The sequence below is a fragment of the Acidiferrobacter sp. genome (assembly GCF_054609335.1).
Genome location: NZ_JBTRWP010000037.1, coordinates 1 through 26,073, shown reverse-complemented (window position 1 = coordinate 26,073; position 26,073 = coordinate 1). Strand labels below are relative to the sequence as shown.

The 26,073-nt window shown below is 63.0% G+C and carries 19 protein-coding genes and 1 tRNA gene; 13 read left to right on the top strand and 7 right to left on the bottom strand.

Going from position 1 to position 26,073, the window contains the following annotated elements; translation table 11 throughout:
* Window positions 1-118 precede the first annotated feature (118 nt).
* The gene (locus ACYCTF_RS10485; RefSeq protein ID WP_461283636.1) at window positions 119-985 is read left to right on the top strand and encodes a pirin family protein; all 867 of its coding nucleotides are present in this window, start codon (window positions 119-121) and stop codon (window positions 983-985) included.
* A gap of 200 nt (window positions 986-1,185) precedes the next feature.
* Here the strand turns inward: ACYCTF_RS10485 and ACYCTF_RS10480 are convergent, their stop codons facing one another.
* Window positions 1,186-2,358 (bottom strand): MFS transporter, encoded by a 1,173-nt coding sequence (locus ACYCTF_RS10480; RefSeq protein ID WP_461284857.1) that lies wholly within the window; start codon window positions 2,356-2,358, stop codon window positions 1,186-1,188.
* A gap of 962 nt (window positions 2,359-3,320) precedes the next feature.
* On the opposite strand from ACYCTF_RS10480, the gene ACYCTF_RS10475 reads away from it, so the two are divergent.
* Genes ACYCTF_RS10475 through ACYCTF_RS10465 form a run of 3 tightly spaced genes read left to right on the top strand, consistent with a single transcriptional unit; the run spans window position 3,321 to window position 8,116 of the window.
* A complete protein-coding gene (locus ACYCTF_RS10475) occupies window positions 3,321-5,255 on the top strand; it encodes a PrkA family serine protein kinase (protein WP_461283634.1) in 1,935 nt (644 codons plus the stop codon).
* A 55-nt stretch (window positions 5,256-5,310) separates the two neighbouring features.
* A complete protein-coding gene (locus ACYCTF_RS10470) occupies window positions 5,311-6,627 on the top strand; it encodes a YeaH/YhbH family protein (RefSeq protein ID WP_461283633.1) in 1,317 nt (438 codons plus the stop codon).
* Window positions 6,620-8,116 carry a SpoVR family protein gene (locus ACYCTF_RS10465; RefSeq protein WP_461283632.1) on the top strand — a complete coding sequence of 499 codons (1,497 nt, stop codon included), beginning with the start codon at window positions 6,620-6,622 and terminating at the stop codon, window positions 8,114-8,116. Before ACYCTF_RS10470 ends, ACYCTF_RS10465 begins: the two co-directional genes overlap by 8 nt.
* On the opposite strand, the gene ACYCTF_RS10460 is transcribed toward ACYCTF_RS10465, so the two are convergent.
* From ACYCTF_RS10460 to ACYCTF_RS10450, 3 genes are all read right to left on the bottom strand, one after another.
* Window positions 8,113-9,123, bottom strand: a complete 1,011-nt coding sequence (locus ACYCTF_RS10460; RefSeq protein WP_461283631.1) for a serine/threonine protein kinase — start codon at window positions 9,121-9,123, stop codon at window positions 8,113-8,115. The genes ACYCTF_RS10465 and ACYCTF_RS10460 overlap by 4 nt on opposite strands.
* A gap of 519 nt (window positions 9,124-9,642) precedes the next feature.
* Entirely contained in the window at window positions 9,643-10,992 is a 1,350-nt protein-coding gene (gene gorA, locus ACYCTF_RS10455) for a glutathione-disulfide reductase (RefSeq protein ID WP_461284856.1), read from the bottom strand.
* A 79-nt stretch (window positions 10,993-11,071) separates the two neighbouring features.
* A complete protein-coding gene (locus ACYCTF_RS10450) occupies window positions 11,072-11,815 on the bottom strand; it encodes a glutathione peroxidase (protein ID WP_461283629.1) in 744 nt (247 codons plus the stop codon).
* Between the two features lie 1,082 nt (window positions 11,816-12,897).
* Between ACYCTF_RS10450 and ACYCTF_RS10445 the strand changes: the two genes are divergently transcribed.
* The 7 genes from ACYCTF_RS10445 (at window position 12,898) to ACYCTF_RS10415 (ending at window position 18,762) form a co-directional block, all read left to right on the top strand.
* Window positions 12,898-13,389, top strand: a complete 492-nt coding sequence (locus tag ACYCTF_RS10445) for a thioredoxin fold domain-containing protein (RefSeq protein WP_461284855.1) — start codon at window positions 12,898-12,900, stop codon at window positions 13,387-13,389.
* A 182-nt stretch (window positions 13,390-13,571) separates the two neighbouring features.
* The gene (locus tag ACYCTF_RS10440) at window positions 13,572-13,994 is read left to right on the top strand and encodes a heavy metal-responsive transcriptional regulator (protein ID WP_461283627.1); all 423 of its coding nucleotides are present in this window, start codon (window positions 13,572-13,574) and stop codon (window positions 13,992-13,994) included.
* Entirely contained in the window at window positions 13,991-16,486 is a 2,496-nt protein-coding gene (locus ACYCTF_RS10435) for a heavy metal translocating P-type ATPase (protein ID WP_461283626.1), read from the top strand. The genes ACYCTF_RS10440 and ACYCTF_RS10435 overlap by 4 nt, the downstream gene beginning before the upstream one ends.
* A gap of 62 nt (window positions 16,487-16,548) precedes the next feature.
* Window positions 16,549-16,752, top strand: coding sequence for a CopZ family metallochaperone (locus ACYCTF_RS10430; protein ID WP_461283625.1), 204 nt, complete (start codon window positions 16,549-16,551; stop codon window positions 16,750-16,752).
* A 238-nt stretch (window positions 16,753-16,990) separates the two neighbouring features.
* Window positions 16,991-17,368, top strand: coding sequence for a DsrE family protein (locus tag ACYCTF_RS10425; protein WP_461283624.1), 378 nt, complete (start codon window positions 16,991-16,993; stop codon window positions 17,366-17,368).
* 55 nt (window positions 17,369-17,423) lie between these two features.
* The gene (locus ACYCTF_RS10420; protein WP_461283623.1) at window positions 17,424-17,687 is read left to right on the top strand and encodes an HlyD family secretion protein; all 264 of its coding nucleotides are present in this window, start codon (window positions 17,424-17,426) and stop codon (window positions 17,685-17,687) included.
* Between the two features lie 292 nt (window positions 17,688-17,979).
* Window positions 17,980-18,762 (top strand): rhomboid family protein, encoded by a 783-nt coding sequence (locus ACYCTF_RS10415; protein WP_461283622.1) that lies wholly within the window; start codon window positions 17,980-17,982, stop codon window positions 18,760-18,762.
* 13 nt (window positions 18,763-18,775) lie between these two features.
* On the opposite strand, the gene ACYCTF_RS10410 is transcribed toward ACYCTF_RS10415, so the two are convergent.
* The 3 genes from ACYCTF_RS10410 to gltX all read right to left on the bottom strand — a co-directional run bounded on the left by ACYCTF_RS10410 (window position 18,776) and on the right by gltX (window position 20,839).
* On the bottom strand, window positions 18,776-18,997 hold the full coding sequence (locus ACYCTF_RS10410; RefSeq protein WP_461283621.1) for a hypothetical protein: 222 nt from the start codon (window positions 18,995-18,997) through the stop codon (window positions 18,776-18,778).
* A 343-nt stretch (window positions 18,998-19,340) separates the two neighbouring features.
* Window positions 19,341-19,416, bottom strand: a tRNA-Ala gene (locus ACYCTF_RS10405).
* Between the two features lie 16 nt (window positions 19,417-19,432).
* The gene (gene gltX / locus ACYCTF_RS10400; RefSeq protein WP_461283620.1) at window positions 19,433-20,839 is read right to left on the bottom strand and encodes a glutamate--tRNA ligase; all 1,407 of its coding nucleotides are present in this window, start codon (window positions 20,837-20,839) and stop codon (window positions 19,433-19,435) included.
* An 11-nt stretch (window positions 20,840-20,850) separates the two neighbouring features.
* Between gltX and ACYCTF_RS10395 the strand changes: the two genes are divergently transcribed.
* Window positions 20,851-23,460 carry a PD-(D/E)XK nuclease family protein gene (locus ACYCTF_RS10395; protein ID WP_461283619.1) on the top strand — a complete coding sequence of 870 codons (2,610 nt, stop codon included), beginning with the start codon at window positions 20,851-20,853 and terminating at the stop codon, window positions 23,458-23,460.
* The coding region (locus ACYCTF_RS10390; RefSeq protein WP_461284854.1) for a UvrD-helicase domain-containing protein at window positions 23,447-26,073 on the top strand (2,627 nt) is incomplete at its 3' end. The genes ACYCTF_RS10395 and ACYCTF_RS10390, both read left to right, overlap by 14 nt.

The window sequence follows — 26,073 nt, the reverse complement described above, 5'->3', positions numbered from 1 at the left end:
GGGGTGGGGCTGGCCGTTTGGCCCCCAGGGCGCGTATCGTGGAGGAAAGTGGCGCGACTAATAAGCGGTTTCTTGCCATCGCGCACCCCGGCTCGCGCAGAAACGGAGGAGTAGGCCTATGGGCAAAGGAAAGACAGTTGAGGTTCGGCGTTCACGCACTATCGAGCGCTCCCATGCGGGGGAGGTCACGCGGGATGGCGCCGGTGTCCGGTTGACGCGGCTCTTGTCACAAGGACTCCAGGCGCGCCTCGACCCCTTCTTGATGCTGGACTTCTTCGGTAGCGATCAGGCCGCCGACTATATCGCGGGTTTTCCTGATCATCCGCATCGGGGTTTCGAGACGATCACTTATATGCTCGAAGGCCGCATGCGCCATCGTGACAACGGGGGTCACGAGGGTTTGCTCGAGACCGGGGGCATGCAGTGGATGACTGCCGGTCGTGGGGTCGTGCATTCGGAGATGCCTGAGCAGGAGGCCGGGCGCATGATGGGCTTTCAGCTCTGGCTGAACTTGCCGGCCCGCGACAAGATGTCCGACCCATGGTACCGGGATTTTGCGGCCGGGGATCTGCCGCGGATTGCGGGCGCAGGCGGCGCCACGGCCATCGTGCTCGCCGGGGAATCTCATGGGGTGGCGGGCGCCGTGCAGCGGCCAGTGACTGCCCCCCTTGTTCTGGATTTGCACATCCCGGCAGGCGAATGCTGGCAGCAGGCCCTTGAGCCCGGACATCATGCCTTCATGGTGCTGTATGAGGGGCAGGCATCGATCGGTGATGAGAAGCTCGTACCGCGAAGCCTAGCGGTGCTCACCGATGATCCCTCGGCCGACGGTGTGATAGTAACAGCCCAGATGCAGGCGCGGGTGTTGCTTGTGGCGGGCCGCCCTCTGAACGAGCCGATCGTGCAATACGGCCCCTTCGTGATGAACACCCGTGAGGAGATCGCAGCGGCCGTGCAGGATCTGCGCGAGGGACGGTTCGGGTAGCGCCGCCATCGGTTTCGAATTTCCTTAGCGTGTCTATCGGCGGCAGGTTTCGTGTTAATCGCTAGGGGCCTTGTCTTGAGCGTCCTTGCGAGCGCAATGCAAGCATTTCGCTGAAAGTCGATGTCGCTCGGAAACGAGGATCCGCTTCCTTGCTGCAACGGGATCGGGCCATGGTCACGGGGCGCGCGTCGCAAACGGCCTTAAGGAGGGGCGGGTGGCAGGCGTGTCGCGAGGAGGGCGCAGGCCAGTGCCACGGGAGGCAGCATCCACATGGCCGCATGGACGCCATGCGCAGAGGTTTGGGCACCGAAAGCCAGGAGCAGCAGGGCGCCCAGGCTGTTGCCAAGGCCCAGTGCGATTCCTGATCCCAGCCCGCGGTTTTCGGGAAAGATGTCTTGGCCGGCGAGAACTGAGACCGGAAGCGCGCTAAAGAGCGCGATCCCGAGCAGGCCGAGCACGGCCCACGAAATCCAGCCTCCGCTTACGAGATAGGTCGCGATCAGCAGTGCGGTCAGTAGGCTTGATCCTACCAGCACGACGGGTCGCCCCAGGCGATCGGCGATGAGACCACCACTGATATTCCCAATGACACCCACGACGAGCAACACGCTGATGAGCGACGCGCCGCCTATGAGCGAGGTGCCCGAACGGTTTGCAAGGATGGGGAGAAATGTGACCAAGGCATACAAAACGAAGGACCGCAGCGATACGTAGGCGATCAATGACGCGGCCGGCCCGGCGTGCCTGCGCCATTGCAAGGGCGCGGCATGCGCCGGCCGACGGGCAAGCGGCGGCAGCAGGGGTGCGATGAACGGTATGGTGAGCAGTGCGGGCAGCGCGACGACCCAGAGACCAGGAGTGCCAAAAGACGCAACCGCCAGGCTTGCTATTAACGGATAGAGCCCACGCCCGAGTTCGCCCCCCACGAGAAACGCAGACATCGTCGCACCGTGTCCCTTGCCGGCGAGGCTGCGCGCGAGGGCCAGTGATTGTGGATGAAAGGCGGCATTGGAGGCACCGATCAAAACGAGCGCCGCAAGCAAGGTCGGCAGGTGATCGCTTTGCCCGACGAGGACGATGCCGAGGCTTGTGCCGCTTGCACCGAGGAGCGTTGCGGCTCGCCCGCCCACTCGGTCCGAAAGCCAGCCCATGAGGGGCTGTAGCGCCTGACCGATCAAAAGGGTGGCCATGATGACAGAGGCCCATGCGGGTCCCCTATGCAAAGCGACGAGGATTGCGGGCAAGACCCCTGGCAGGAAGTTGGCGGCCCCATCGTTCAGAAAGTGCAGCCAGGAAAGGCCCAGCAGGGCAATCACGGGTGAGCGCCGGGTCAGCGACTCGGCGGGCGGAAGACTGGGCGATACGAGCGACATCAACGGCGGCCTCAGGGCTAGGACTGGCTGCGTCGGACCCAGTCCCTGGCATCGCCATCAAGGGATAAGATGCTCACGCATCCGCGGCGACGCAGCAAGGGGCCGCAGGCCTCAAGCGCGCGCCATGATTACACGGCTCTGGCCGGACCTCAACATTACCGCTGCATCTGCCGTAGGCCAAGCGCGATCGAGGGAGGTGCAGTGGTGCAGCCTTCTTGGCGTCCCGGCGGGGCCGCCTGCCGGCGCGGGTTGCAGTATGTCGGCCGGGCGCATCTATCCCATCCGACGACCGTGATCCGGCTAGGATCAGGGACGATGGCGTGCTGGCGGGTGACACTCCGACTAAGTCATGAGTCGCGGAACCCCCACACAATGATCAGGGACCGCGTTGGAGGATGGCGATATAGACGGGGCCGGTGTAGGGTCGTTGAGCAAGACGGTAGAGCGGCGGATGACGGGTAGTGCGCGCCTAGTGCGGCATGGAACTTGCTGCGATATGAGGTGTACGCGGATGGAGTTTTGGTGTGATATCGGACAGGGGCTCCACGAAACGCGGAACCAATCAGGACGACATTGCATCCAAGACGCTGACGAAGCGGCCGCGCCCGTGACTTTGAACGGCGGAGCAATATGGCGATAGACAGCGTGCGGACCGTTCATCGAAAAACGTGTACGCGGAATGCGTACTTCGGGGAAAGCGCGTCTAAACTTGGATGGTGTGCCTCTGCGGAGTCGCGCAGGGTCGCAGATAATGTGAGCGGCCGATGGCTTGCGATGTTCCGACTAAGTGGCGAGTCGAGCGGCCGTGGGGATGAGATAACGCAAGATAAGGGGGCGTTGGCTATTTAAAGATCGGCAGGCGGTGGCGTTGAGGGCCGCGCGCATGGCGCGAGCACAGCGGATGTCACCCGCGCGCAAGAAGGCGGCGTAGATTTCGGACGAGAGACGACGAGGGATGGATTATGGCGTTATTTGACCGATATCAAGAGCGATTCCAGCAGCTGCGGGAAGTGACGGTGACGCTCGATGAATACCTCAAGCTCTGCGCCAAGGAGCCGCTTGCCTATGCCTTGGCTGCCGAGCGCATGCTGGCGGCGATCGGCGAGCCGCATATGGTCGACACGCAGTCGGATCCGCGGCTTGCACGCATCTTCATGAACCGCAAGATCCTGACTTATCCGGCGTTCGAAGATTTTTATGGGATCGAGGACGTGGTGGAGAACCTCGTGTCTTATTTCCGGCACGCCGCTCAGGGGCTTGAGGAGCGCAAGCAGATCCTCTATCTCCTGGGCCCGGTCGGGGCCGCCAAGTCGTCGCTTGCCGAGCGCCTGAAGGCCCTCATGGAAAGATATCCGATCTATTGCCTCGCCGCCGACGGACGTGTTTCGCCCCTTTATGAGTCACCGCTTGGGCTTTTTGACCAAGAAGAGGACGGACCCGTTCTCGAGGACCGCTACGGTATCCCGCGACGTGCGTTGCAAAGTGTCATGTCGCCATGGGCCGCCAAGCGCTTGCGGGAATTCGAGGGCGATCTCCGGCGCTTCTCAGTGGTGCGCTTGAACCCCTCGCAGCTGCACCAGGTTGGGATCACGAAGGTCGAGCCGGGTGACGAGAACAACCAGGACATCGCCAGCCTTGTCGGCAAAGTCGACATCCGCAAGCTCGAGGATTTCTCCCAGGATGACCCGGATGCGTACTCGTACGCGGGGGGTCTGAACGTGACCACCCAGGGCGTGCTCGAGTTCGTCGAGATGTTCAAGGCGCCCATCAAGATGTTGCATCCCTTGCTGACGGCGACCCAAGAGGGGACCTACAACGGTACGGAGGGCTTTGGGGCCATGCCCTACCAGGGGATCATCTTGGCCCACAGCAACGAATCGGAGTGGGCGGCCTTTCGGAATAATAAGCGCAATGAGGCCTTCCTCGACCGCGTTTTTATCGTCAAGGTCCCCTATTGCCTGCGTGTGACCGAGGAGACGCGCATCTATCGCAAGCTCCTTGAAAATAGCGCCCTAAACGACGCCCCATGCGCGACTGATACCCTTGAGATGCTGGCGCGGTTCTCAGTCTTAAGTCGCCTCAAGGATCCAGGGAATAGCAGTCTCTGGTCGAAGATGGAGATCTATGACGGCAAGACCTTGAAGGATCGCGACCAGCAAGCCAAGAGTATGCAGGAATACCGTGATGTCGCGGGTGTCGACGAGGGCATGGATGGCATATCGACGCGCTTTGCCTACAAGATATTGTCGCGGACCTTCAATTACGATAGCGAGGAGGTGGCGGCGAACCCGGTCCATCTTCTGCACATCCTGGAGACCCAAGTCCGCGCCGAGCAGTTTCCGCCGGATCTCGAAGCCCGTTATCTCGGTTTCTTGAAGGATGAGCTTGCGTCGCGGTACGCGGAGTTTCTCGGACTTGAGATCCAGAAGGCCTATCTCGAGAGTTATGGTGACTACGGGCAGAATCTGTTCGATCGTTACATCCAATATGCCGACTTTTGGTTGCAGGACACCGAGTTTCGTGACCCGGACACAGGTCAGATCATGAACCGTACCTTGTTGAATGAGGATCTTGAGAAGATCGAGAAGCCGGCGGGGATTGCCAACCCCAAGGATTTTCGCAACGAGGTCGTAAATTTTGTTTTACGGGCCAAGGCCAACAATGGCGGCAAGAGCCCGGCGTGGACAAGCTACGAGAAGTTGCGGGCGGTGATCGAGAAGAAGATGTTCGCCAACACCGAGGATCTGCTGCCCGTGATATCGTTCGGAAAAAAGCGGACGTCCGAAGACGAGCGCAAGCATCACGACTTTGTGGTGCGCATGCAGGAAAAGGGTTATACCGAGAAGCAGGTGCGCTTGTTGGTGGATTGGTATATGCGCTACCGGAAGCATCATTGAGGCATGAAGGTGGCGGGCCGGCCTTCGGGGCGGCCGTTTTGAGGGAGGAGTTTCCATGAGCGTGATCATAGATCGGCGCAATTTGGGGACGCGCTCCAGCGCCAATCAGGATCGCCTGCAGAGGCGCGTACGCGGGCGCGTCAAGGCGGCGGTTGAAAAGCTCGCGCGCCGCCGCTCGCTCGGAGACATGCTCGATACCGAGCAGCCTATCGCCATTCCCACCAAAGACCTGCACGAGCCAAGCTTTCGGCGCGACATGCGTGACGCGGCTTGGGAGCAGATCTTGCCGGGCAACAAGGAATTCAGGCGGGGTGACCGGATCCCAAAGCCCCAAGGCGGCGATGCGGGGGACGGAGGGGGCGACGAAGGGGTGGGGGCCTCCGACGGTCTCGGCGACGACGAAATCGCCATCGTCTTGTCAGCCGACGAGTTCCTGTCGGTGCTCTTCGAAGGTCTCGAGCTGCCGAATCTCCGGCAGACGCGCACCGAAGATATTCAGCTGGACCAGTGGCGTCGCGCCGGCTTCGTGAAAGAGGGCAGCCCCTCACGCATGCATATCGGACGCACGATGCGCACGGCCCGGGCACGGCGCATGGCGTTGCGGTCGCGAAAAAAGAGGGAGCTCGAGGCGCTGGTGCGGCAGGCCGAAACCCTTGATGAGGAGATCCGGACCCGGCATGGCTACGGTGAGGATACGAGTATAGAGCGATTTCGTCTGGACGAGATTCGGGAAGAGATTAAGGTCTTGGAGCGCAAGATCAAGGCCATACCGTTCATAGACGAGTCGGATCTGCGGTTTGCGCATATCGATCAGCAGCCGCGCCCGGTGACGAGCGCCGTCATCTTTTGCGTGATGGATGTGTCGGGCAGCATGGGCGACATAGAAAAGGATCTCGCCAAGCGCTTCTTCTTATTGCTGTATCTTTTTATCCACCGACAGTACCGTTCCGTGGAGCTTGTCTTCATAAAGCATCATGGAGAGGCCTCAGAGTGCACCGAACAAGAGTTCTTTGGCGCCAAGGAAGGGGGAGGAACGCTCGTGTCACCCGCGCTTGAGTTGGTCGAGGACATCATGGCCGAACGGTTTCCGGCGGAACATTGGAACATATACGTGGCGCAGGCCTCCGACGGCGACAACGCGCAAGATGATAATCGTTTTGTGCAGGAGCGCGTGCTCGGTCTCCTGCCGCATCTGCGCAATATGTTTTACCTGGAGGTGAACCAGGATCAGGAGAGCGCGCTCATGCGTATCTACACGTCGATCGCCCAGGAGTGCCCTGAGCTCATGACCGCGCGCGCCCGTCGGACTGAAGACATCTACCCCTTATTTCGGGCGCTCTTTACCCCTAAGGCGGGGGTGGCGCATGGCTGACGAGGGCGCGCTTCTCTTTTCCGACAACGAATGGACTTTCGAGCGCATCGCCAACGTCACCGAGCGCATAGCAGAGATCGCTGAGGCGGAGCTTGCGCTCGACACCTACCCAAACCAGCTCGAGATGATCACAGCCGAGCAGATGCTTGATGCCTATGCCTCCACGGGCCTGCCGATGTATTACCCGCACTGGTCGTTCGGGAAGCAGCGCGCGATCGAGACCGGCCAGTACCGGCGTGGCGAGATGGGGCTTGCCTACGAGCTCGTCATCAATAGCAACCCCTGCATCAGCTATCTCATGGAAGAGAACACCATGGTGATGCAGACGCTCGTCATTGCCCACGCCGCCTTTGGTCACAACGCTTTTTTCAAGAACAACAGCTTCTTCCAGCAATGGACGGATGCGGAAGGCATACTGGATTACCTCGAGTTCGGGAAGGGCTATATAGCGCATTGCGAGGAGCAGTACGGGATCGATGTGGTATCCGATGTGATCGATGCCGCCCATGCCCTGAATCGTAACGCCATTGACCGCGCGCGCCGGCCCCGGAAACTCTCGACGCGCGAGGAGGAAAGAAAGAGGCGCGAACGCGCGGAGTTCATCGAGCAGCACCTCTCTGAGATCTGGCGCACGGTCCCTGGCGCGGCTGAGGCCGCCGCGGCGCCGCAAGAGGACCGTTTCCCGCGGGAGCCGCAGGAGAACCTCATCTACTTCATTGAGAAGAATGCGCCGACGCTCGAGACTTGGAAGAGGGAGATTCTGCGCATCGTGCGCAAGATCGCCCAGTATCTGTATCCGCAAGGGCAGACCAAGATCATGAATGAGGGCTTCGCCTGTTTCGTGCATTATCACGTCATGCACAGCCTGCACGCGAAGGGATTCATAAGCGACGGGGCATTGCTTGAGTTCTATGCGAGCCACACGGCGGTGACCTTCCAGCCGGATTTCGATAGTCGCCGCTACGGCGGTATCAACCCCTACACCCTAGGTTTTGCCATCTTCCAGGATATTAAGCGGATATGCCTAAACCCGACTAAGGAGGATAGGGAGTGGTTCGAGTTTGCGGGCGATCCGGACTGGTTGAGGCAGATTCATTTTGCGATGCGCGAATTCCGTGATGAGAGTTTTGTCCTGCAATATCTGTCTCCCAAGGTGATGCGTGACCTGCATCTCTTTGCCCTCGCCAATGACCCCAAGGGCGAGTCCTTTGAAGTGACGGCCGTACACGACGATCAAGGTTATCGCTATCTGCGCAGCGCGCTCGCCCGACAGATCGCCGAGTCCGCGCGTTCACCAGACATCGAGGTGGTCGCGGTCAACCGCTGGGGTGATCGGCATCTGCATCTAAAGAAGATGGATACCCACCCTTTGGATCAGGCGGAAGCCAAAAGGACCCTTGACCATGTCGCGCGGCTCTGGGGCTATGATGTGCATCTGGATGCGGGCGACGTAGTCATGATCGCACGCGCCAAAGCGAGCCCCTCTTAGTCGCTGTTTGGACCGCGCAGGCGTATGGGTGGTGTACGCAGCCGCATCTCCTGGGCCGTGAGAAGCCCCATCAGTTCGTGGAAGTGTCGCTCCTCGGCAAACCAGGGAAAGGCGCGCGGGAACGCCGGATCGTGCCAGCGTCGGGCGATCCAGGCGTTGTAGTGTAGAAGCCGCAGGGTGCGCAGAGGTTCTATGAGGCGCAGCTCCACGGGATCGAAGTCGCGAAACATCTCGTAGCCTTGGATCAAGGCTGCGAGCGCCTCCTCCTGTTCGTCGGGATCCCCGGGTAGCAACATCCACAGATCCTGGATCGCGGGCCCGTTCAGGCAGTCGTCGAAATCGACGATGGTGAGCGTCTCGCCGTCTGTGAGGACGTTGCCCGTGTGGCAATCGCCGTGTAGCCGCAGAATCGGGGCGCCGACCGTCTCGAAGGTCTCGGCGATGCGATCGCGCAGACGCGTGGCAACGGCCAGGAGCTCGGGACGCAGCTGCAGTGGCACAAACGGGCAAACGGCCAGTGTGGCGATCGCGGGGTCGACGAAAGAGGCCGCGTCCAGGGTCGGGCGCGCAGCGAAGCGTCCGGTCCCGGTCAAGTGCAAACGGCCGAGGTGGCGGCCCAGGGCGCGGCGTTCGGACGGGGTCTCGACATATCCAGCTCGTCCAGGCCGCCAGGGAAAGATCGCGAAACGATACGGGCCTTCGCGCAGCAGCGTCTGGCCGTTGTGCGCAAGCGGTGGGACCCCCGGTATCTCTGCTGCGGCTAATTCTTGCAGGAAGCCGTGCTCCTCGAGGATCGCGGCATCGCTCCAGCGGTCCGGGCGATAAAACTTGACCGCCCAGGGGGCGGTTTCGGTCTCGATCTTGTATACGCGGTTTTCGTAACTGTTGAGGGCCTGGAAGCCACCTGTGGGCGTAAGACCTGCAGTCTCCGCCGCGCTTAGAATGAGGTCCGGCGTGAGGTCGGCGTAGGGGGCTGTCTTCGCAGAATCGATAGGGTCGTGGCTCATTCCTCATTATACCGTCGATGGAGGGTTTTAGGATTTCGCCCCAGCCCCTCAAAGCCAATAACCCACGACCGAGGTTGCAGGTCGTATGGTGAAGGGCAGGGGGGTTAGCCCCATTCACGCTCCCAACAGCAGGCGTGTTGATGGCCGCCCTTGGTGGAACGGCAGTCCCCAGTTGAAGGAAAGGATGTAACGGGGGTGTAGTCGGGACATCACGGGTCACTTTGGACGCTCGCGCTGGGGGACGAGGGATTACCGGGCCTTGCGCGACTACTGCGGGGGCGGTCGAGCGCGATCACGTAGTCGACGTGCAAATGCGTGGCAGTGCGTGGGCGATAGAGAGCATGGTCGCTTGGCCTTCAAGCTGCTTGATGGTCGCCGCGAAGGCCTGAGCGATGGCCGGATCACGATTGCTTGTCGCTTTATGGATGAGCCGGATCTGGGGCGCTTCGAAAGGGCCCGAGTGATGGCCAAGCGCTGGCGTTGCCCGCCCGAGAGCCCCACGCTGCGGCTTAGGCCCGGCTAGCGCATGGTGACGACTTCTTCTGCGCTTGTTGGATGGATGGCGAGCGTGTCGTCCAGATCTTTTTTGGTAGCGCCCATTTTGATGGCGACCGCGAAGCCCTGCAGCATCTCATCGGCGCCCTCACCAATGATGTGCAGGCCCACGACGCGCTCCTCGCGGCCTACGGTCACGAGTTTCATGGCGGTGCGCTCGGGGTGGCGCGCGAAGGCGTGGCTCATGGGTGTAAACCGCGTGCGGTAGACGGTGACGGCCTCGTTTCCATGGCGCTCGCGCGCCTCGGGCTCGGTCAGGCCGACACTTCCGATCGGCGGGTGGCTGAAGACCACGGTCGGGACAAGGTCATAGTCGAGGCGGCGATCTTTCTGGCCACCGAACAGGCGGTCGGCCAGGCGTCGGCCGGCGGCGATGGCGACGGGCGTGAGGGCGGCACGGCCCGTCAGGTCGCCGATGGCGTAAATGCCCGGAACGGCGGTATTCTGGTAGACGTCCGTTTCTACGATGCCGCCCCGCCCTGGCGCGATGCCGGCTTTGTCCAAGTCGAGCGCATCGGCATTCGGTGTCCGGCCGACTGCCCAGATCACGCTATCGAGTCCAGACAAGGCTTCACCATCTTTATAGAGGAGGCTGACTTCCGCCCCGGCCTTGCGGAGGCCCGAGACTTGGCGATGGGCCAAGAGGCTGATGCCGGCGTGGGTCATAGCTTCCATGAGTCCTTCGCGCAGCATGGGATCGAACGCCGCCAAAAGGTGCGCGCCGCGCATGACGAGCGAGACCTCGCTGCCGAGCCTGCGCAAGGCGCAGGCAAGCTCCACGGCGATGTAGCCTGCGCCGACCACGGCCGCCCTCTGCGGCCTTTCGGGGAGCGCGAAGAAGTCGTCGGATGTAAGCCCCAGGGCGGCCCCTGGAACATCCGGTAGTACCGGACGGCTGCCGGTAGCGAGCACGATATGATCCGCCTCGTAGCGCTTGCCTGCCACCTCGATGGTGTGGGGATCGGCGAAGCGCCCATGTCCGGAGATCAGGGTGACGCTGTTGTCGGCCAGCCCCGTCGCGTAGCGTTCGTTCAGTTTGGCAATATAGGTATCACGGGCGCGCTTGTTTGCGGTCCAATCGAAATCTCCGAGAAGCGGCGCAAACCCGTAATCGGTCGCAAGTTCTGCGCAATGGCGCAGGTGCGCGGCGTTCCAGAGGAGTTTTTTGGGTACGCAGCCCACATTCACGCAGGCCCCGCCGAGTGCGCCTTTTTCAATGAGGGCGCAGCGCGCCCCGTGGCGTGCTGCGCGATTGGCGGTAGCGATTCCGCCGCTGCCGCCCCCAAGGATCAGGAGATCGTAGTGCTCAGCCATGACGCGGCCCCCCTATTGAACCGTTCGGAATGCAGTCGCCCCGCCCCTTGCTCCTGCGGCACGTAGCTCAGGCTCCGCGTTATGCGAGTCCTAGGTGATGCGCCAAGTCGTCGGCGCCCCCAATATGTCGCCCGCCTATGAAGACTTGCGGTACGGTCGAGCGGCCGGTCGTCGCGCGGAGGGTTCGCGAACTGACGCCCGTCCCTTGGCCTGTGCGGATCTCCTCGAACGCAATGCCGCGCTCCTTCAGCATCGCCTTGGCGCGGAAGCAGTGCGGGCAGCCATCGCGAGTAAATATAGTAACGAATTCTGGCTCTTTGGCCTTGGGGTTGATGTGGCGGAGCATGGTGTCGGCGTCCGAGACCTCGAAGGGATCGCCGGGCTTGTCGGGCTCTATGAACATCTTTTCAATTACGCGATCTTTGACCAGCATGGAATAGCGCCAGGAGCGTTTTCCAAAACCCAGGTCGGATTTGTCGACTAGCATGCCCATACCTGCGGAGAACTCACCGTTGCCATCCGGAAGGAATAGCAGATGCTCAGCGTTCTGGTCCTTGCCCCATGCCTCCATGACGAAGGCGTCGTTGACCGACAGGCACGCCACGATGTCGACGCCATTGGCCTGAAAGACTGGCGCAAGTTCGTTGTAGCGCGGCACATGGCTCGAGGAGCATGTTGGGGTGTAGGCCCCCGGGAGCGCGAAAACGACCACGGTCTTTCCCTTGAAAACCTCGTCTGTATGGAGGTCCTTCCATTGCCCGTCTGCGCGCGCCTTAAAGACCACCGACGGAACTCGTTGTCCTTCGTGATTCGGGTGTTTCATAAACCCCCCCTCTTTTCAGATGGTGACGCTTTAAGGCCGGTGGTCGCCGGTTGCGACCGGACGCTTATGAGCGTGTGCGGTCTTGAGCGCCATCGATGGCCGGCTCGGGATGGTCGCTTGGGTGTCACAGCGCGTGCCGCCCAGGGTTGATCTTAGCAAAGATGGCCTGTTTGGCATACGGCACGCTGGATGGTGCCGCTAGGGAAGCTGGGGACAGGTGAGCGGGACATCGTGTGGGGATGCTTAAGGGGGCTGCGGGGTGCCGGGGGGCGAGAGGCATGGTATGGGGCCCTCGCGGGTAGGCGCGAGGGTGCAAGTGGGCATCAACCCTGTTGTTGGGGAATCCCGTTCGGTGGGTCACCGGGAAGGGGTGCTGGGTTGTCCAGCGTGTGGTCTAGTCCCTGCTCTGGGTGTTGCGTTTCGACAGTCAAGTATTTTTGTTTGGTCTCTTCGTTTTCGAAGTAGATCTTGAGGGTATCAGCGCCCTCGCCCTCAACCACATACGGACGGCCTTCTGTTTCGGACAAGGTTGTGCCAGTAATTGGGTCAGTCCTCTCGATTCGCATACTGTCCTCCGATCTTCGAAAAGAGCCTGATAACATGCCGTATATCCTAAAGAAATGTTATCGACCTTTAGGTCGTTTCTCTCTGATGTAGGATAGTGGTGCGTGGTGCTTCGTCCCTCAGGATTGCTCCTGTTTCGCTCGTTGAAGGTAGGGCGCGGGCCTGTGCGTGCGTTAGCAGGGAAGGCGTCGGTCGGAGTGGCTGAGTCGCGTGGATACGTCTCCAGAGAGCTTCCCATTCTCCCATCACAGTGCCAGTATAGCTGGGCTGTGGCGCACTGAATCTCCGGGATGGTGGCGGATTACGGAGGTCCCGGCTGCCTGGGGCGATGAGCACGGCGCCCGAGCGACTTGGGTGTTGAGGGGGGAGAGGAACTTATGGGGGGAGTACGCCTGTTGCGGGCTGGTGTTGGGGAAAGTGCGCGAGCGATCCTGTGGGCCTGCCTTGCGATAGTCCTTTTGGCCCCATGGCCAAAGGTACAGGCATCATTGAATTTTCCGGGACGGGGCCCGCACGCCGTGTGGCGCACGATACGCCACCAAGCGCACGTGGTCGTGCAAGGAAACGGCCGGCGTGATCTCTACGTGTTCGTCGATCCCAATTGCCCCTTCTGTCACACGCTTTTTGCGCAACTGCAGCCCTTGATCGGCCCGCGCCATCTGCGCATCCATTGGATCGTTACGGGTTTTCTACACCCCTCGAGCGCGGGCAAGGCCGTCGCCATACTCGGGGCATCTCGGCCGCTTTTAGCCCTCAAGCGTAATGAGGCAAATTTTCGGCGCGGGCGGGGGCATGGAGGGGGCATTGCGCCCGTGCCTGTGCGTGGCCGCTGGGCCCGGGCCTTGGCAACCAACAATCGCTTGCTCGAGCTCACAGGCCCCGAGCTCGTGCCGACATTGGTCTATCGTAACCGGGCGGGCGCCATCGTCATCCACGAGGGCGTACCGATGAAGCCGCATGGCCTACTTTGGACGATTCACGCCATCGGCCAGGCGCGTCCGAGCTCCTGATCTCGAAAACCGCCCCCCGAGCCGAGTCCTTCCTCCCTCCCCGTGAGGGGCGTATCACTTCTCGACCACCCACCCCCTTCCTTGGCGGTTCAAGGCAAGCGCGCCCCACGGTGTCATAGATGCGCCCTTGACCTTACAGTTAGCTGTAAGGTGTAGACTAGGGTTTTATAGGGGGTGGCGCGATGGAGCTCATTACGATTGGGGCATTGGCCAGACGGGCCGGGATAGGCGCCGGGACCTTGCGTTACTACGAGACACAGGGTCTGGTCACGCCTGCGGCGCGCACGCGCGGCCGCTACCGGTTGTATCAGGAGTCCGAGTTACGGCGCCTGCGTTTCATACGACGCTGCCAGGAGTTAGGGTTCTCATTGGATGAGATTGGCTTGCTGCTCGGGCTGAACGAGAGGCGAACGGCGCGTGCCGCCGACGTGAAGCGTCTCACACAGGAGAAGCTGCGCGACATCGATCAGCGCATTCGTGATCTGGAGCGCATGAAGCACGGGCTCGAGCGCCTGAGCGAGTGTTGCCATGGTGAGGGTCCCGCCTCCGAATGCCCCATCCTGGCGGCCTTGAATGCCGACGATGATCACCCGGAGGGATCGTGATTCGCGAGATAGAATTCGGCATCGGTGGCATGACCTGTGCCTCATGCGTCGCGCGCGTGGAGCGCGCCTTGGGGGCGGTCCCCGGGGTCGAGTCGGCCGTGGTGAATCTTGCGAGTGAGCGCGCGACCGTGGTCTACGACCCCGCGACGGCCACGCCCCTGGCGCTTTCGGAGGCGGTGCGGGCGCGTGGTTATAAGCCACTTGTGCGCGACCTCGAGATCGGCGTGGGCGGCATGACGTGCGCGTCCTGCGCTGGGCGCGTGGAGCGCGCGTTGAAAAACCTGCCAGGCGTGCTAGATGCCAACGTGAATCTCGCCACCGAGCAGGCCCACATCCGCTATCTCGAAGGTGCGCTGGACGAGGGCACGGTGCGTGCAGCGATTGTGCAGACCGGCTATCAGGCGCTGGCGCGATCAGGGCTTGAGGGCGATGCCGGCGGCGATGCGCAGGCGCAGGCGGCGGCGGGACTGCGGCGCGATGTCTTGCTCGCTGGGGTTCTGACCCTGCCTGTGGTGGTCTTGTCCATGGGTCCGGTCTTCGTGCCGGCATTCGGGCGCGCTCTGGCGGCGATCGCGCCCGTCGAATTTTGGTCGTGGCTCATAGCGGCCTTAACGGCCACAGTGCTATTCGGTCCCGGCCGCCGATTCTTCCGTCCTGGCTGGATCGCCTACCGTCACTTGTCCCCGGATATGAATAGCCTGGTCATGACCGGGACTGGCGCCGCTTTTGCCTACAGCCTGCTCGTCCTCATCTGGCCGCAAGGGTTTCCGGCAGGCGCGCGACACCTTTATTTCGATTCGGCGGCGGTTATCGTCACCGTGATCCTGGCGGGCAAATATTTGGAGGAGCTGGCCAAGGGGCGCACGGGGGCCGCTATTAGGAGGCTGGCCGGCTTGCAGGCCAAGGTCGCGCGGCGCCTGCGGGGCGAGCGCGAGGAGGAGGTACCGATCGCCGAGCTGCAGACAGGTGATCTCGTGCGCGTGCGGCCCGGCGAGCATATCCCGGTCGACGGCGTGGTGCGCGCAGGCGAGAGCTATGTCGACGAGGCGATGTTGAGCGGTGAGCCCATGCCGCTTGCCAAGCATCCGGGCGACCGGGTGGTTGGAGGCACGGTCAATCAGTACGGTGTTCTCGAAGTCGAGGCGAACGCCATCGGATCCCAGACCGTGCTCGCACAGATCATTCGTTTGGTAGCTCGGGCCCAGGGCTCGAAACTGCCGATCCAGGGGCTCGCTGACCGCGTGGTGGCGATCTTCACTCCGGCGGTCTTGGCGGCCGCGGTGATGACTTTCGCTGCGTGGTTGATCGCGGATGGCGCAGCGGGCCTTACGGGTGGGCTCGTGAGTGCCGTGGCGGTTCTGGTCGTGGCCTGCCCTTGCGCCATGGGGCTTGCGACGCCCGCTGCGGTCATGGTGGGCACGGGGCGCGCGGCGGAGCTTGGCGTGCTCTATCGCAAGGGTGAAGCGCTCGAGACGTTAAGCCGCGTGGACACGGTCGTCTTCGACAAGACTGGCACTTTGACCGAGGGCCACCCGGTCGTGACCGACGTGGTGGCGGCTGACGGGGACCGTGGCGCGCTCTTGGCTCTCGTGGCCGGGGCCGAAGTGGGCAGCGAGCACCCGCTGGCGCAGGCCGTTGTGGAGGCGGCAAAGGGCGAGGGCGTATCGCCACGCGCGGTCTCGAGCTTCAAGGCGCGACCGGGATACGGTATCGAGGCCGAGGTCGATGGGCGCCGGCTGCTGGTGGGTGCACGGCGACTGTTGGCCGAGGCCGGCATCAATCTCGGAGAAATTGAGGGCGTGGCGCGCGGTCTCGAGGCCCACGGCAAGACTGTGATCTTCGCGGCCCATGGCGAGGGCGTGTGCGGAGTGATTGCGCTCGCGGATGCGCCGCGGCCGCAGGCGCAAGGGGTGGTGCGCGCCCTGCGCGAGCGCGGTTTGGCTATTGTCATGATATCCGGTGACGCGCAAGCGGCGGTGGAGCGGCTTGCCTTAGCGCTGAATATCGGACATTACGTGGCTGAGGTCTTGCCGGAGGCCAAGGCGCAGGCGGTGGAGGCCTTACAGCGTGATGGGCACAAGGTAGCCTTTGTCGGGGACGGCTTGAACGATGCGCCAGCGCTCGCGCAGGCGGACGTCGGGATTGCGATGGCGAGCGGCACGGATGTCGCCATGGAAGCCGCCGACGTGACGATCAAGGGATCGCTTGGGGCGGTCGTGACCGCCATGGATCTTTCTCGGCGTACGCTCTCGACGATACGGGGGAACCTCTTTTGGGCATTCTTTTACAATGTCGCTCTGATCCCGCTCGCCGCTGGGGTGTTCTATCCAGTCTTTGGAATCCAATTGAATCCCATGCTCGCGGGTCTCGCCATGGGTTTCTCGAGCGTCTTCGTTCTGACCAATAGCCTGAGGTTGCGGCACTTCAAGGGGTCGACCATCCCCGAGGACGCGGGCCCTGCGACGTTTGTGGCGGGCCGGCAGGCTTCGTAATATCGGGTGTTTTAGCGAAATAGCCAGGATCACTTACACATCCACGAAAAAAGGAGCAGACCATGACCATTACTACCTTGCATATCACGGGCATGACATGCGGTCATTGCGTTGCGGCGGTCACCGCGGCTTTGAAGGCGGTGCCGGGAGTCGAGTCGGTGCAAGTGAATCTCGAGCGCGGCGAGGGCGTTATCAAAGGAAGCGCAAGCGCCGAGCAGCTGGTCCAAGCCGTGGGTGCGGAGGGCTATGAGGCGCGCCCTGCATGAATGCGCGGGGCTTCGCGCGACCCAGCGGGGTCGGTCTCAGGGCTCGAAGCGGCGCCCAGGGGTCTCGGCCGCGGGTCTTTGGTCGAAGCGCCGGTTGCGCGGGTCGGCTTATAGTGTGTGATTGTGGAGCGGGCAAGAAAGGCGTCTGGCTTGCTCCCGCAAGGAGACCGGGATGTCCGGCGCGGGGCGGCGCGTGATGCCGTTCTTTGTGCGTCCCCTATACTGAAGGAGGTTTACCATGGGCGATACAGAAAGGCTTGATTTCGTGATCATTCTTATTACGGGCCCCGAGAATCCGAAACGATTGCCATCGGCGTTTTTCCTGGCCTCCACGGCCGCTGCGGATGAGCAGAACGTTCTGATGTATTTCACGGGGCCTGCCACGGAGCTTTTAAAAAAGGGCGTGGCTGAAACCATCTTCCCCCTGCGGGGCGGGAAAAGCGTGGCGGACTTTATGAAGCTTGCCTCCGACAACGGCGTCCGCATGATCGGCTGTGCGCAGTCACTCGAATTGAACGGCATGACCGCCGCCGATCTTTTCCGCGAGATGCCGCTTCTGACTCCAAGCGCGGCCTTGCCGTCGCTTGCACAAGCGGGGCGCGTGTTGACCTGGTGACAGGTCGCCGGCACATTGAGGAACGCGCATGCGCGGCGTGCGCCCCGGGGACCGTATGCGACGGACGAGGGCCTGTTATGGGCCCAGCGTCGTCTACTGGGGCGTGGTGTTGGGGTTTGCACCCGGGGCTGGGAGCGCCTTCAGCATTCTGCCTGCGAACAACGCCACCGGCAATGACATCCGTATCGTCGAGCGTGTGTCTGTGCGTATCGGCCTGCAGGTCTCGGGTGTTGCAGCTCACCCCTCGCGGGCCGGGCTTTCCATGACCGTGCGCGTGCATCACGGCGGACGGTCCTTGTGGCAGCCCCTCACGCGCTAGGCTGGCAGTCGCGCGGAGACGCGGCTCTATGAGAGGGAGCTCGCGCACCGCCGTGCGCTGGCTGCGCGTATCGCGGCGCAGGGCGACCGTGCCTCCTCTGGGCGCGCGACCTCAAAGCCCGCGTGCCGGGCACGTGGTGGTTCTGGGTAGGCCCGAAATCCGTTAGAATCGGCAAAGAAGGGAGTCTTGCGCGCAACATGCGCGGCGCTGCTTGCAGCGCACTTGCAAGGCGTAAAGGCACGTCGCCATACGACCGCCGCTTGGGACTGAAAAATAGGGGATACGAGTGCGGATGCTGAGCAAGTTCGAGAGACGTTTCGGTCGTTACGCCATCAGCAATTTGATGGCGTATATCGTGGGCGCCCAGGGTGTGGTGTTTCTCCTGTCACGTACGGCGAACGGCCATAACATCCTGTCTGAGCTGTTCTTCAGCCAGACACTGATCGCCCAAGGGCAGATCTGGCGAGTGATCAGTTTCATTCTTATTCCGCCGTCCTTCTCGATCTGGGTCTTTTTTATCCTCTATTTCTATTACCTGCTCGGTGCGCGCCTCGAGGAGGAATGGGGGAACTTTCGTTTCAACGTCTACTACTTCACGGGCGTGACGTTCAGTATCCTGGGAGCGTTCCTGGCCGGTGCGAGCGCCACTGCCACCTATCTGAATCTCTCGATATTTCTGGCATTTGCCACCATAGATCCCGAATTCAGCATCCTGCTATTTTTCGTGATCCCGGTGAAGGTGCGGTATTTAGCGTGGCTCGCGTGGCTTTGGGTTGCGTACACAGTTGCGCTTGGGCCCGTGCCGGCCAAGATCATGGCGGTCGTATCGCTGTTGAATTATTTTATGTTTTTTTGGCGTGATCTCAAGGCTCGGTTACGCGGGGGCGCATTTCGGAGGGCACGGCGGAGCTTTCTGCAAAGCGCACCCGCGACAAGCGCGCCGATTCATCGCTGTACTATCTGCGGGGCGACCGAGCGGGATGAGCCGCGCGTCGAATTCCGTTATTGCTCAAAATGCGCAGGCCACCATGAATATTGTCTTACGCACCTCGCTGCTCATGAGCACATTCGGTGAGGGCGAGCAGGCGTCATGGGCCGTAATTGTCATCGCTTCGCGTCCGAAAATAAAAGATGCGTAAGACGACCCAGAGGGCGATCTTTATGACAAGGAGCAGGACCACCATGAGGAGTATACCGCGCAGGCCTATGGATATCCCAAAGAGCCGGAAGGTGAAATAGATAGTGGCCGTGGTGATGGGTGTTATGCCGATCAGCCAATAGAGACCGTTTGAACCAGGCGGCTTTGTCATTATGCGTGCTCATGTGTGAGAAGGGGTCAGAGGCGCGCGGCGAGCGCATCCCGTATACGTTGTTCGCGTAGGCTTCGCGCACGTTTGCAGCGGACCCTGGTGAGGCCGGGCCAAACATTCCATGCGGCCGGGTCTCTCCTCAGGGCTTGGCGTAGCGTTGGAGGGGCTGGCCGCGCTTACGGATGCGCGCGTTCCACTGGAGGTCGCCGCGCTTTCTCGTCGACGCAAATTTACCCCCGAATTACGGTCAGACCGCCGGGGAGCAAGTGGAGCAAATTAGGAGCAAAAAATCAATTAAGCAGGAATTTGGTGCGGGGGAATCTACGTAAGTCGTTGTTTCTATTGGTGGAGCCAGGCGGGATCGAACCGCCGACCTCCTGCATGCCATGCAGGCGCTCTCCCAGCTGAGCTATGGCCCCGTAACGCGCGGCTACTCTAAGGCTTGCCCTCCTGAAAAGCAAGTGCGATCGCTGATTTGAGGCGCGCGATAGAGCGATTCCGGCCGAGTAGGACGCATGTGACATCGATGGGGGGCGATACCGACGTGCCCGTGACGGCGATGCGTACCGGCTGGGCGAGCTTGCCGAAGGTGAGACCGCTGTCCGCTGCGATCTGCTCGAAGGCGGTATGCACGGTCTCGGGTGTCCAGGTAGGCAGGGCGACGAACGCAGCGACGAGAGCCATGAGTGCATCGCGCGGGGCTGCGGCTAGGGTCGCCTGGTTCTTCGGGTCCGTGACCGCCACCTCATGGCGGTAGAAGAAGAGGGCCTGCTCGGCCATTTCCACTAAGGTCTTGGCCCGCTCGCGCAAGGCATCGACGACGTCTTCGATTCCGGGTCCCGCGGCAAGATCGGCACCCCGCTCGACCAGGTAGGGCCGTAGCCGCTCGGCGATAGCGGTCCTGGGGAGGGTCTTGATGTAGTGCTGATTCAGCCACAGGAGCTTTTTTGGGTTGATGGCGGCCGCCCCGGCATGCACGTCCTTGATGTCAAAGAGCGTCACCATCTCCTCGCGCGTGAAAATCTCCTGATCGCCGTGCGACCAGCCGAGGCGCACGAGGTAGTTAATGAGGGCCTCGGGAAGATAGCCTTCGTCGCGATACTGCATGACGCTTACAGCCCCATGGCGCTTGGAGAGGCGTGCCCCGTCTTCCCCGAGTATCATCGGGATATGGGCGTAGGCGGGCGGCTTGGCTTCGAGGGCGCGCAGCATGTTGATCTGCCGGGGTGTGTTGTTCAGGTGGTCATCACCGCGGATTACGTGCGTGATCTCCATGTCCATGTCGTCCACCACGACCGTGAAATTGTAGGTTGGCGTGCCGTCGCTGCGGGCGATGATGAGATCGTCTAATTCGTCGTTGCGGAAGACCACGCGTCCCTTAACGGCATCGTCCACGAGCACCTGTCCGTCGAGCGGATTCTTGAAGCGCACCACCGCGTCCGCGGATGGTCCATGGTGCGCGTCGCGACATCGGCGGTCGTAGCGCGGTTTTTCCTTGCGTGCGATCTGCGCGGCGCGGCGTTCCTCGAGCTCGGCCTTCGTGCAGGTGCAGTAGTAGGCGTGGCCTTGCGCGACAAGCTCGGAGAGCACTTCGCGGTAACGGTCGAAGCGTTGAGTTTGGTAGAATGGGCCCTCGTCGTAGTCGAGGTTCAGAAATGCCATGCCCTCGAGAATGGCAGCGACTGACTCGGGCGTCGAGCGCTCGAGGTCGGTGTCCTCGATGCGCAGGATGAAGCGCCCCTCGTGTCGTCGGGCGAATAGCCAGGAATAGAGCGCGGTGCGCGCTCCGCCGATGTGGAGATAGCCCGTCGGGCTCGGAGCAAAGCGTGTGCGTATCGTCATAGTGGGGGGCTATGGTACTGAAAAGCGCGAACGAATTCACCGGCAGACTGGGCTCCGAGCTATACGCCGCGCTTGAAGGCGGGGCCTGCCTTATCACCGCCAACAATCGCCTAGCCCGCCGTATCCGTCTCGGCTATGCGAGGAGTCGGCATGCGGCCGGACAGGGGGCCTGGGAGGCGCCGGATGTGCTCCCGTGGCTCGCGTTCGTCACGCGCGCGCGGGGCTTGGCGCGGGCCGGCGGGCGGTCCCGCCCGCTGCTGACCGCCGCCCAGGAACAATGGGTCTGGTCGGAGCTCGTGGCCGAGCAGGGGCCGGAGTTTCTGTGTCAGGACCGGGACTTTGGGGCCCTCGCGGCCGAGGCTTGGCAGTTGCTTGCGGATCACGCGCTACCGCTTCCGAGCGCCGCGGGTGATCGCGAAAGCGAGATCTTCGTGGCGCTCGCCCAAGGCTTCATGGACCGTCTCGGACAGCTTGGACGGGAGGATGGGGCGCGCGAGGCGGCGCGTGTGGCAGTCGCCATACGCGAAGGGCGCGTGCGGCCGGGCGCACCCCTCCTCTGGGCGGGGTTTGAGCGTTTGACACCTGCGCAAGAGGCGCTGAAGGCGGCATGCGAAGCGGTAAGCGTACCCTGTGAGGTGCTCCCGCTCCCAGATGTCGGTGGTCCCGTTGATACCCGCATTTTTCCGCTGTTTACCGAGGAATTAACGGCCGCGCTCCTCTGGGCGCGCGAGCGCATCGCGGCGAATCCGGCCGGGCACTACGCACTCGTGGTACCGGACCTTGCGGCCCATAGGGCGCAGCTGCTACGGCTGGCGAGGGAAGTCTTTGCGAGCGAGGGGGGGCACGCGAGGACATCTTATGAGATCTCCCTGGGCGTGCCGCTCGCCGAGGCGCCGGTGGCCGCGGCGGCCCTGCGTGTCTGGAGTCTTGCCGGCGGTGCCGTGCGGACAACCGAGGCCGCTTCGCTGATCCAATCGCCATTTCTCGCAGGCGCGCAGGACGAGCGCGCACCCCGCGCCTTGGCCGCCTATGGACTCTTGGGCGACGGCCTCGAGATCGATATTGCGTCCGTGGTGCGAGTGCTGCGGCGTGGCGGGGCTTCATCCGCCGAGGCGGGGTTCGCGCGCCTGGCGGGGGTCGCCCGCAAATGGCCACGGCAGGCGTCGGCCAGCGCTTGGGCTGGGCTTTTCATGGGGGCGCTGCAGGCGGTCGGGTGGCCGGGTGCAGCGCAGGAGGGGGATTATCAAGCGGTCGCGGCGATCAACGAGGTACTGGAGTCGGTCGCGACCCTGGAAGCGGTGGCCGGGAAGCTTTCCTATGCGCAGGCGTTGACGACGATCCAGGGTGCGCTGCATGACCGCGTCTTCCAAGAGGGGGGCTGTGATGCGCCCTTGCAAATCATGGGCCCGCTTGAGGTACTTGGTCTTACGTTCGACGGCTTGTGGATATTGAACCTGCACGACCGGGTCTGGCCTACCGTGCGCCCCCCACATCCCCTCTTGCCGCTCGCCTTTGCGCGCGCCCATCACCTTCCGCACGCCTTCGTCGAAGACGATGTCCGCTATGCGGCCCAACTCGTGGCGAATCTTGTGCGTGCCGCGCCCGAGACGGTGTTGAGCTGCGCTATGCACGATGGGCTTGAGACTTTGCGGCCGAGCCGTGCGGTGCTCGACCGTAATCCCCAGGAAATATCAGACATGGCCTTCACAAGCCGCGCCCGGCACGCGTTCGATGCGCGCGCGCCGCTCGAGGCGAGCCCGCCGCGCGTGGCACCCCTCACGGGGTCCAGTGCGGGGCCCTATGGGGCCGGCATGCTTGCGGCCCAGGCGGCCTGCCCGTTTAAGGCGATGGCCCAGTATCGCTTGCGCGCCGATCCCCTTGAGGAGCCCAGGTTTGGTCTTGACCCTGCGACGCGTGGGGCTGTGACCCATAAAGTCATGGAAATGTGGTTTGCGGAGTTTCCCGAACCTCGCGCGTGGCAGACGCTCTCTACGGAGGAGCGAAACCGGCGCATCGCTGATACGGTGGTCGCAGCGCAGGCTGCGGCGCGCGACGAATATGCGGCCTTCCCGTCGGCGTTCATGGCGCTCGAGGCGCGGCGTATGGAGCGCGTGCTTGCGGAGTTCCTGAAGCGCGAAGAGATGCGTCCGCCGTTTCGGGTCGTGGCCCGCGAGAAGCAGGTGACGCTTCTTTGCGGCCCGCTTGCCGTGCGCGGGCGCATCGACCGTGTGGACATGGTCTCTGAACGCCTTGTGCTTATCGACTACAAGACCGGCAAGATGCCGACCGTGGATTGGGACAACGAAAGGCCCGAATACCCCCAACTCCTCTACTATGCTGCCGCCGAGGGTGCCTCCGTCGCGGGCATAGCCTACGCGGGACTTGCTGCCCGCGGAGGCGGCTACAAGGCTTGGACTGCGGAGGAGGGACTCATGCCCGAGGCCCACGTCGTGGGTGACTGGGAGGCTGTGACGCAGGCGTGGCCGCCACTCCTTGGCCGTCTTGCCTCGGGCTTTGCCGATGGCGGCGCGGCCGTCGATCCCTTGGAGGGGGCCTGCGATTATTGCGGGCGCGAAGGCTTTTGCCGAGTGGCGGAAGGTGGGGGGCATGATGACGCCTGATGCCGAGGTCCGCCGCATCGCGGCCGATCCGAACCGCTCGCTGGTTGTGCAGGCCCCGGCGGGGTCCGGCAAGACGGCGCTTTTGATCCAGCGCTATCTGGCTTTGCTTGCGCGGGTCGACGCCCCCGAGGAGATTCTGGCGCTCACTTTCACGCGCAAGGCCGCCGAGGAAATGCGGGCGCGAGTCTTAGCGGCGCTTGCTGATGACCCCTCGAGCCCCCGCGAGACCGATTATGAGCGCGAGGTGGCGGTCCTCGCGCAGGCGGCCGCGCGTCGGGGTGAGGAGCGCGATTGGTGCCTTGCCGAATGCCCAGGCCGTCTGCGCATCCAGACCTTCGACGCGTTTTGTGCTCAGGTCGTGAACCAGTGGCCGGCGGCCGCTGGCGCGGGTGTGGCCCTCGAAGTCGAGCCGGCGTCGAAGGCCCTCTACGCCGAGGCGGCACGTGCCACCTTCGCGTCGCTTGGGCAGGACGATGCGGTGGGGCGAGCGCTCGCCGATCTTTTGCCGGCCCTCGCCAACGATGTGGATCGCTTCGTGGACCTGGTGAGCGAACTTTTGGGTCGACGTGAGCAGTGGCTGCCGATCGTCCTTGCGACGGGGCAGGCGGCCCCCGAGGCCGCGCGGGCGCGTCTCGAGGGGGTGTTTGCGCGGCTTGCCCTGGAGGCCATGGCGCGGGCCCAAGCACTCTTTCCGGAGGAGGCCTTGCCGGGCACCTGCGCCTATCTTGCAACCGTCGAAGGCGATCTCGAATGGCAAGCGGCGGGACTTACTTTGGGGGGACCGGAGGCGCTCCGGCTCTGGCAGCGGCTGGCCACGCGCTTTTTGACCGCTTCCGGAACCCTACGCAAGCAGTTGAAGGATTGGCCAAAGGAGCTCGGGTCCGTGCGGGCCTTCATGGCGCAGTTCGTCGACCCGGAAGGCCTCGCTGCGGCGCTTGCGGAACTCGTCTCTTGGGGCGATTGCGCCTATGGCGAGGGGCAATGGCAGCGACTCTCGGCCTTGCTGCGCATCCTGCCGGCCGCTTCCGCAGAGCTCCAACTCGTGTTCGCACGCCACGGTCGCTGGGATTTCACGGAGGCCGCTTTGCGCGCCCTGCAGGCCCTGGGTTCGGAGGATGAACCGACCGCCGGGACCTTGCGGCTGGATCGCAGGCTGCGACATGTGCTGGTGGATGAGTTTCAGGACACCTCGGTGCTCCAGTATCGCTTGCTCGAGCGCCTGACCTCCGGTTGGGTAGCAGGGGAGGAACGCAGCCTGTTTGTGGTGGGCGATCCTATGCAGTCGATCTATAGCTTTCGCAAGGCGGAAGTCGGTCTGTTCTTGAAGCTCGTGCGCGAAGGACTGGGGTCGTGGCCGCTCGAATCGGTGGCGCTGTCCGCCAATTTCCGGTCCCGCTCAGGGCTCGTCGGGTGGATCAATGACGCCTTCGCACGTCTCTTGCCCCAACGCTTCATAGCCGACGAGGGTGCGGTCCCTCACGCCCGGGCGATCGCGGCGCGGGGTGCCGGCGGTGCAGTGCATGTCCATGGGCTCGTCGATGTCGACATGGCCACGGAGGCGCGTTATGTGGCGCGGCTCGTGGCCGGCATCCGCGCAGAGCGCGCGGATGCCGAGATCGCGATTCTGGTGCGATCGCGTGGACACGGTCATGCTATCGCCGAGGCCATGACCGCAGCCGGTCTGCGTTTTGCGGGTGATGATCTCTACAGCCTTGGTACGCGGCCTCTCATCCGTGATCTGCTGGCCCTCACCGAGACCCTGATGTTCCCGGCGGCCCGCTTGAGCGCCTTGAGTGTGTTGCGCGCCCCTTGGTGTGGCCTGGATGTCGCGGATCTCGTCGCGCTCTGTGAGGGAGACCGGCGGCCGCTCATCGATATTCTAGGCGATGCCGCGCGGCTTGGGTCTTTGAGTGAAGACGGCCGGCTGCGGGCCGCGCGCGTGCGCGACGTGCTTGCGGTCATGGATGGGGAGCGCGGCCGTGGCTCCTTGGCGCAACGGGTGGAGGAGACATGGCTTGCGCTTAAGGGGCCGGCGGCGCTTGCCACGCCCACGGCGTTCGCTGAAGCCGAGGTGTTTTTTCAGGCCTTGGGCGAGCTTGAAGAGGCGGGCGAAGTCGATATCTGGCGTTTGCGGGAACATCTCGAAGACCTGTATGCGCCACCCGATCCACAGGCATCGGGCCTGCATATTCTGACCATACACAAGGCCAAGGGGCTCGAGTACGACGTCGTGGTCTGCCCGGGGCTCGGCCGCAAGACGCGTGGCGATCACCGCCCACTGCTTTTGGCGCTCGAGACCGAGGGGCCGGATGGCCTCGATCTGTTGCTGGCCCCACTAAAGGCGCATGACGAAGACAAGGATCCGCTGTATGACGCCATGTGGGACTTCGCCACACGTAGGCGTGAGCATGAGGTCAGGCGCCTGCTTTATGTCGCGTGCACACGCGCCCGCGAGGCCTTGCATCTGGTGGGCCACGCCCGGGCCCGCGACGACGGATCGGTGCAGCCGGGGGGGCTGTTGTCGGTGCTCTGGCCTGTCATAGAAGAATCCTTCGCGCAGGGGCAGGTCGCACCGGAGCTTCTAGTGGACACGGCGCCACCCCGGGTCTTGGG

Bases quoted from the DNA above. Each gene is read 5' to 3' on its own strand.
- ACYCTF_RS10440 (WP_461283627.1), top strand. From the start codon at position 13,572: ATGGAGCTCATTACGATTGGGGCATTGGCCAGACGGGCCGGGATAGGC.
- ACYCTF_RS10425 (WP_461283624.1), top strand. From the start codon at position 16,991: ATGGGCGATACAGAAAGGCTTGATTTCGTGATCATTCTTATTACGGGC.
- ACYCTF_RS10465 (WP_461283632.1), top strand. From the start codon at position 6,620: ATGGCTGACGAGGGCGCGCTTCTCTTTTCCGACAACGAATGGACTTTC.
- ACYCTF_RS10430 (WP_461283625.1), top strand. From the start codon at position 16,549: ATGACCATTACTACCTTGCATATCACGGGCATGACATGCGGTCATTGC.
- gltX (WP_461283620.1), bottom strand. From the start codon at position 20,839: ATGACGATACGCACACGCTTTGCTCCGAGCCCGACGGGCTATCTCCAC.
- ACYCTF_RS10460 (WP_461283631.1), bottom strand. From the start codon at position 9,123: ATGAGCCACGACCCTATCGATTCTGCGAAGACAGCCCCCTACGCCGAC.
- gorA (WP_461284856.1), bottom strand. From the start codon at position 10,992: ATGGCTGAGCACTACGATCTCCTGATCCTTGGGGGCGGCAGCGGCGGA.
- ACYCTF_RS10410 (WP_461283621.1), bottom strand. From the start codon at position 18,997: ATGACAAAGCCGCCTGGTTCAAACGGTCTCTATTGGCTGATCGGCATA.
- ACYCTF_RS10485 (WP_461283636.1), top strand. From the start codon at position 119: ATGGGCAAAGGAAAGACAGTTGAGGTTCGGCGTTCACGCACTATCGAG.
- ACYCTF_RS10395 (WP_461283619.1), top strand. From the start codon at position 20,851: ATGGTACTGAAAAGCGCGAACGAATTCACCGGCAGACTGGGCTCCGAG.
- ACYCTF_RS10450 (WP_461283629.1), bottom strand. From the start codon at position 11,815: ATGAAACACCCGAATCACGAAGGACAACGAGTTCCGTCGGTGGTCTTT.
- ACYCTF_RS10470 (WP_461283633.1), top strand. From the start codon at position 5,311: ATGAGCGTGATCATAGATCGGCGCAATTTGGGGACGCGCTCCAGCGCC.
- ACYCTF_RS10415 (WP_461283622.1), top strand. From the start codon at position 17,980: ATGCTGAGCAAGTTCGAGAGACGTTTCGGTCGTTACGCCATCAGCAAT.
- ACYCTF_RS10475 (WP_461283634.1), top strand. From the start codon at position 3,321: ATGGCGTTATTTGACCGATATCAAGAGCGATTCCAGCAGCTGCGGGAA.
- ACYCTF_RS10480 (WP_461284857.1), bottom strand. From the start codon at position 2,358: ATGTCGCTCGTATCGCCCAGTCTTCCGCCCGCCGAGTCGCTGACCCGG.
- ACYCTF_RS10420 (WP_461283623.1), top strand. From the start codon at position 17,424: ATGCGACGGACGAGGGCCTGTTATGGGCCCAGCGTCGTCTACTGGGGC.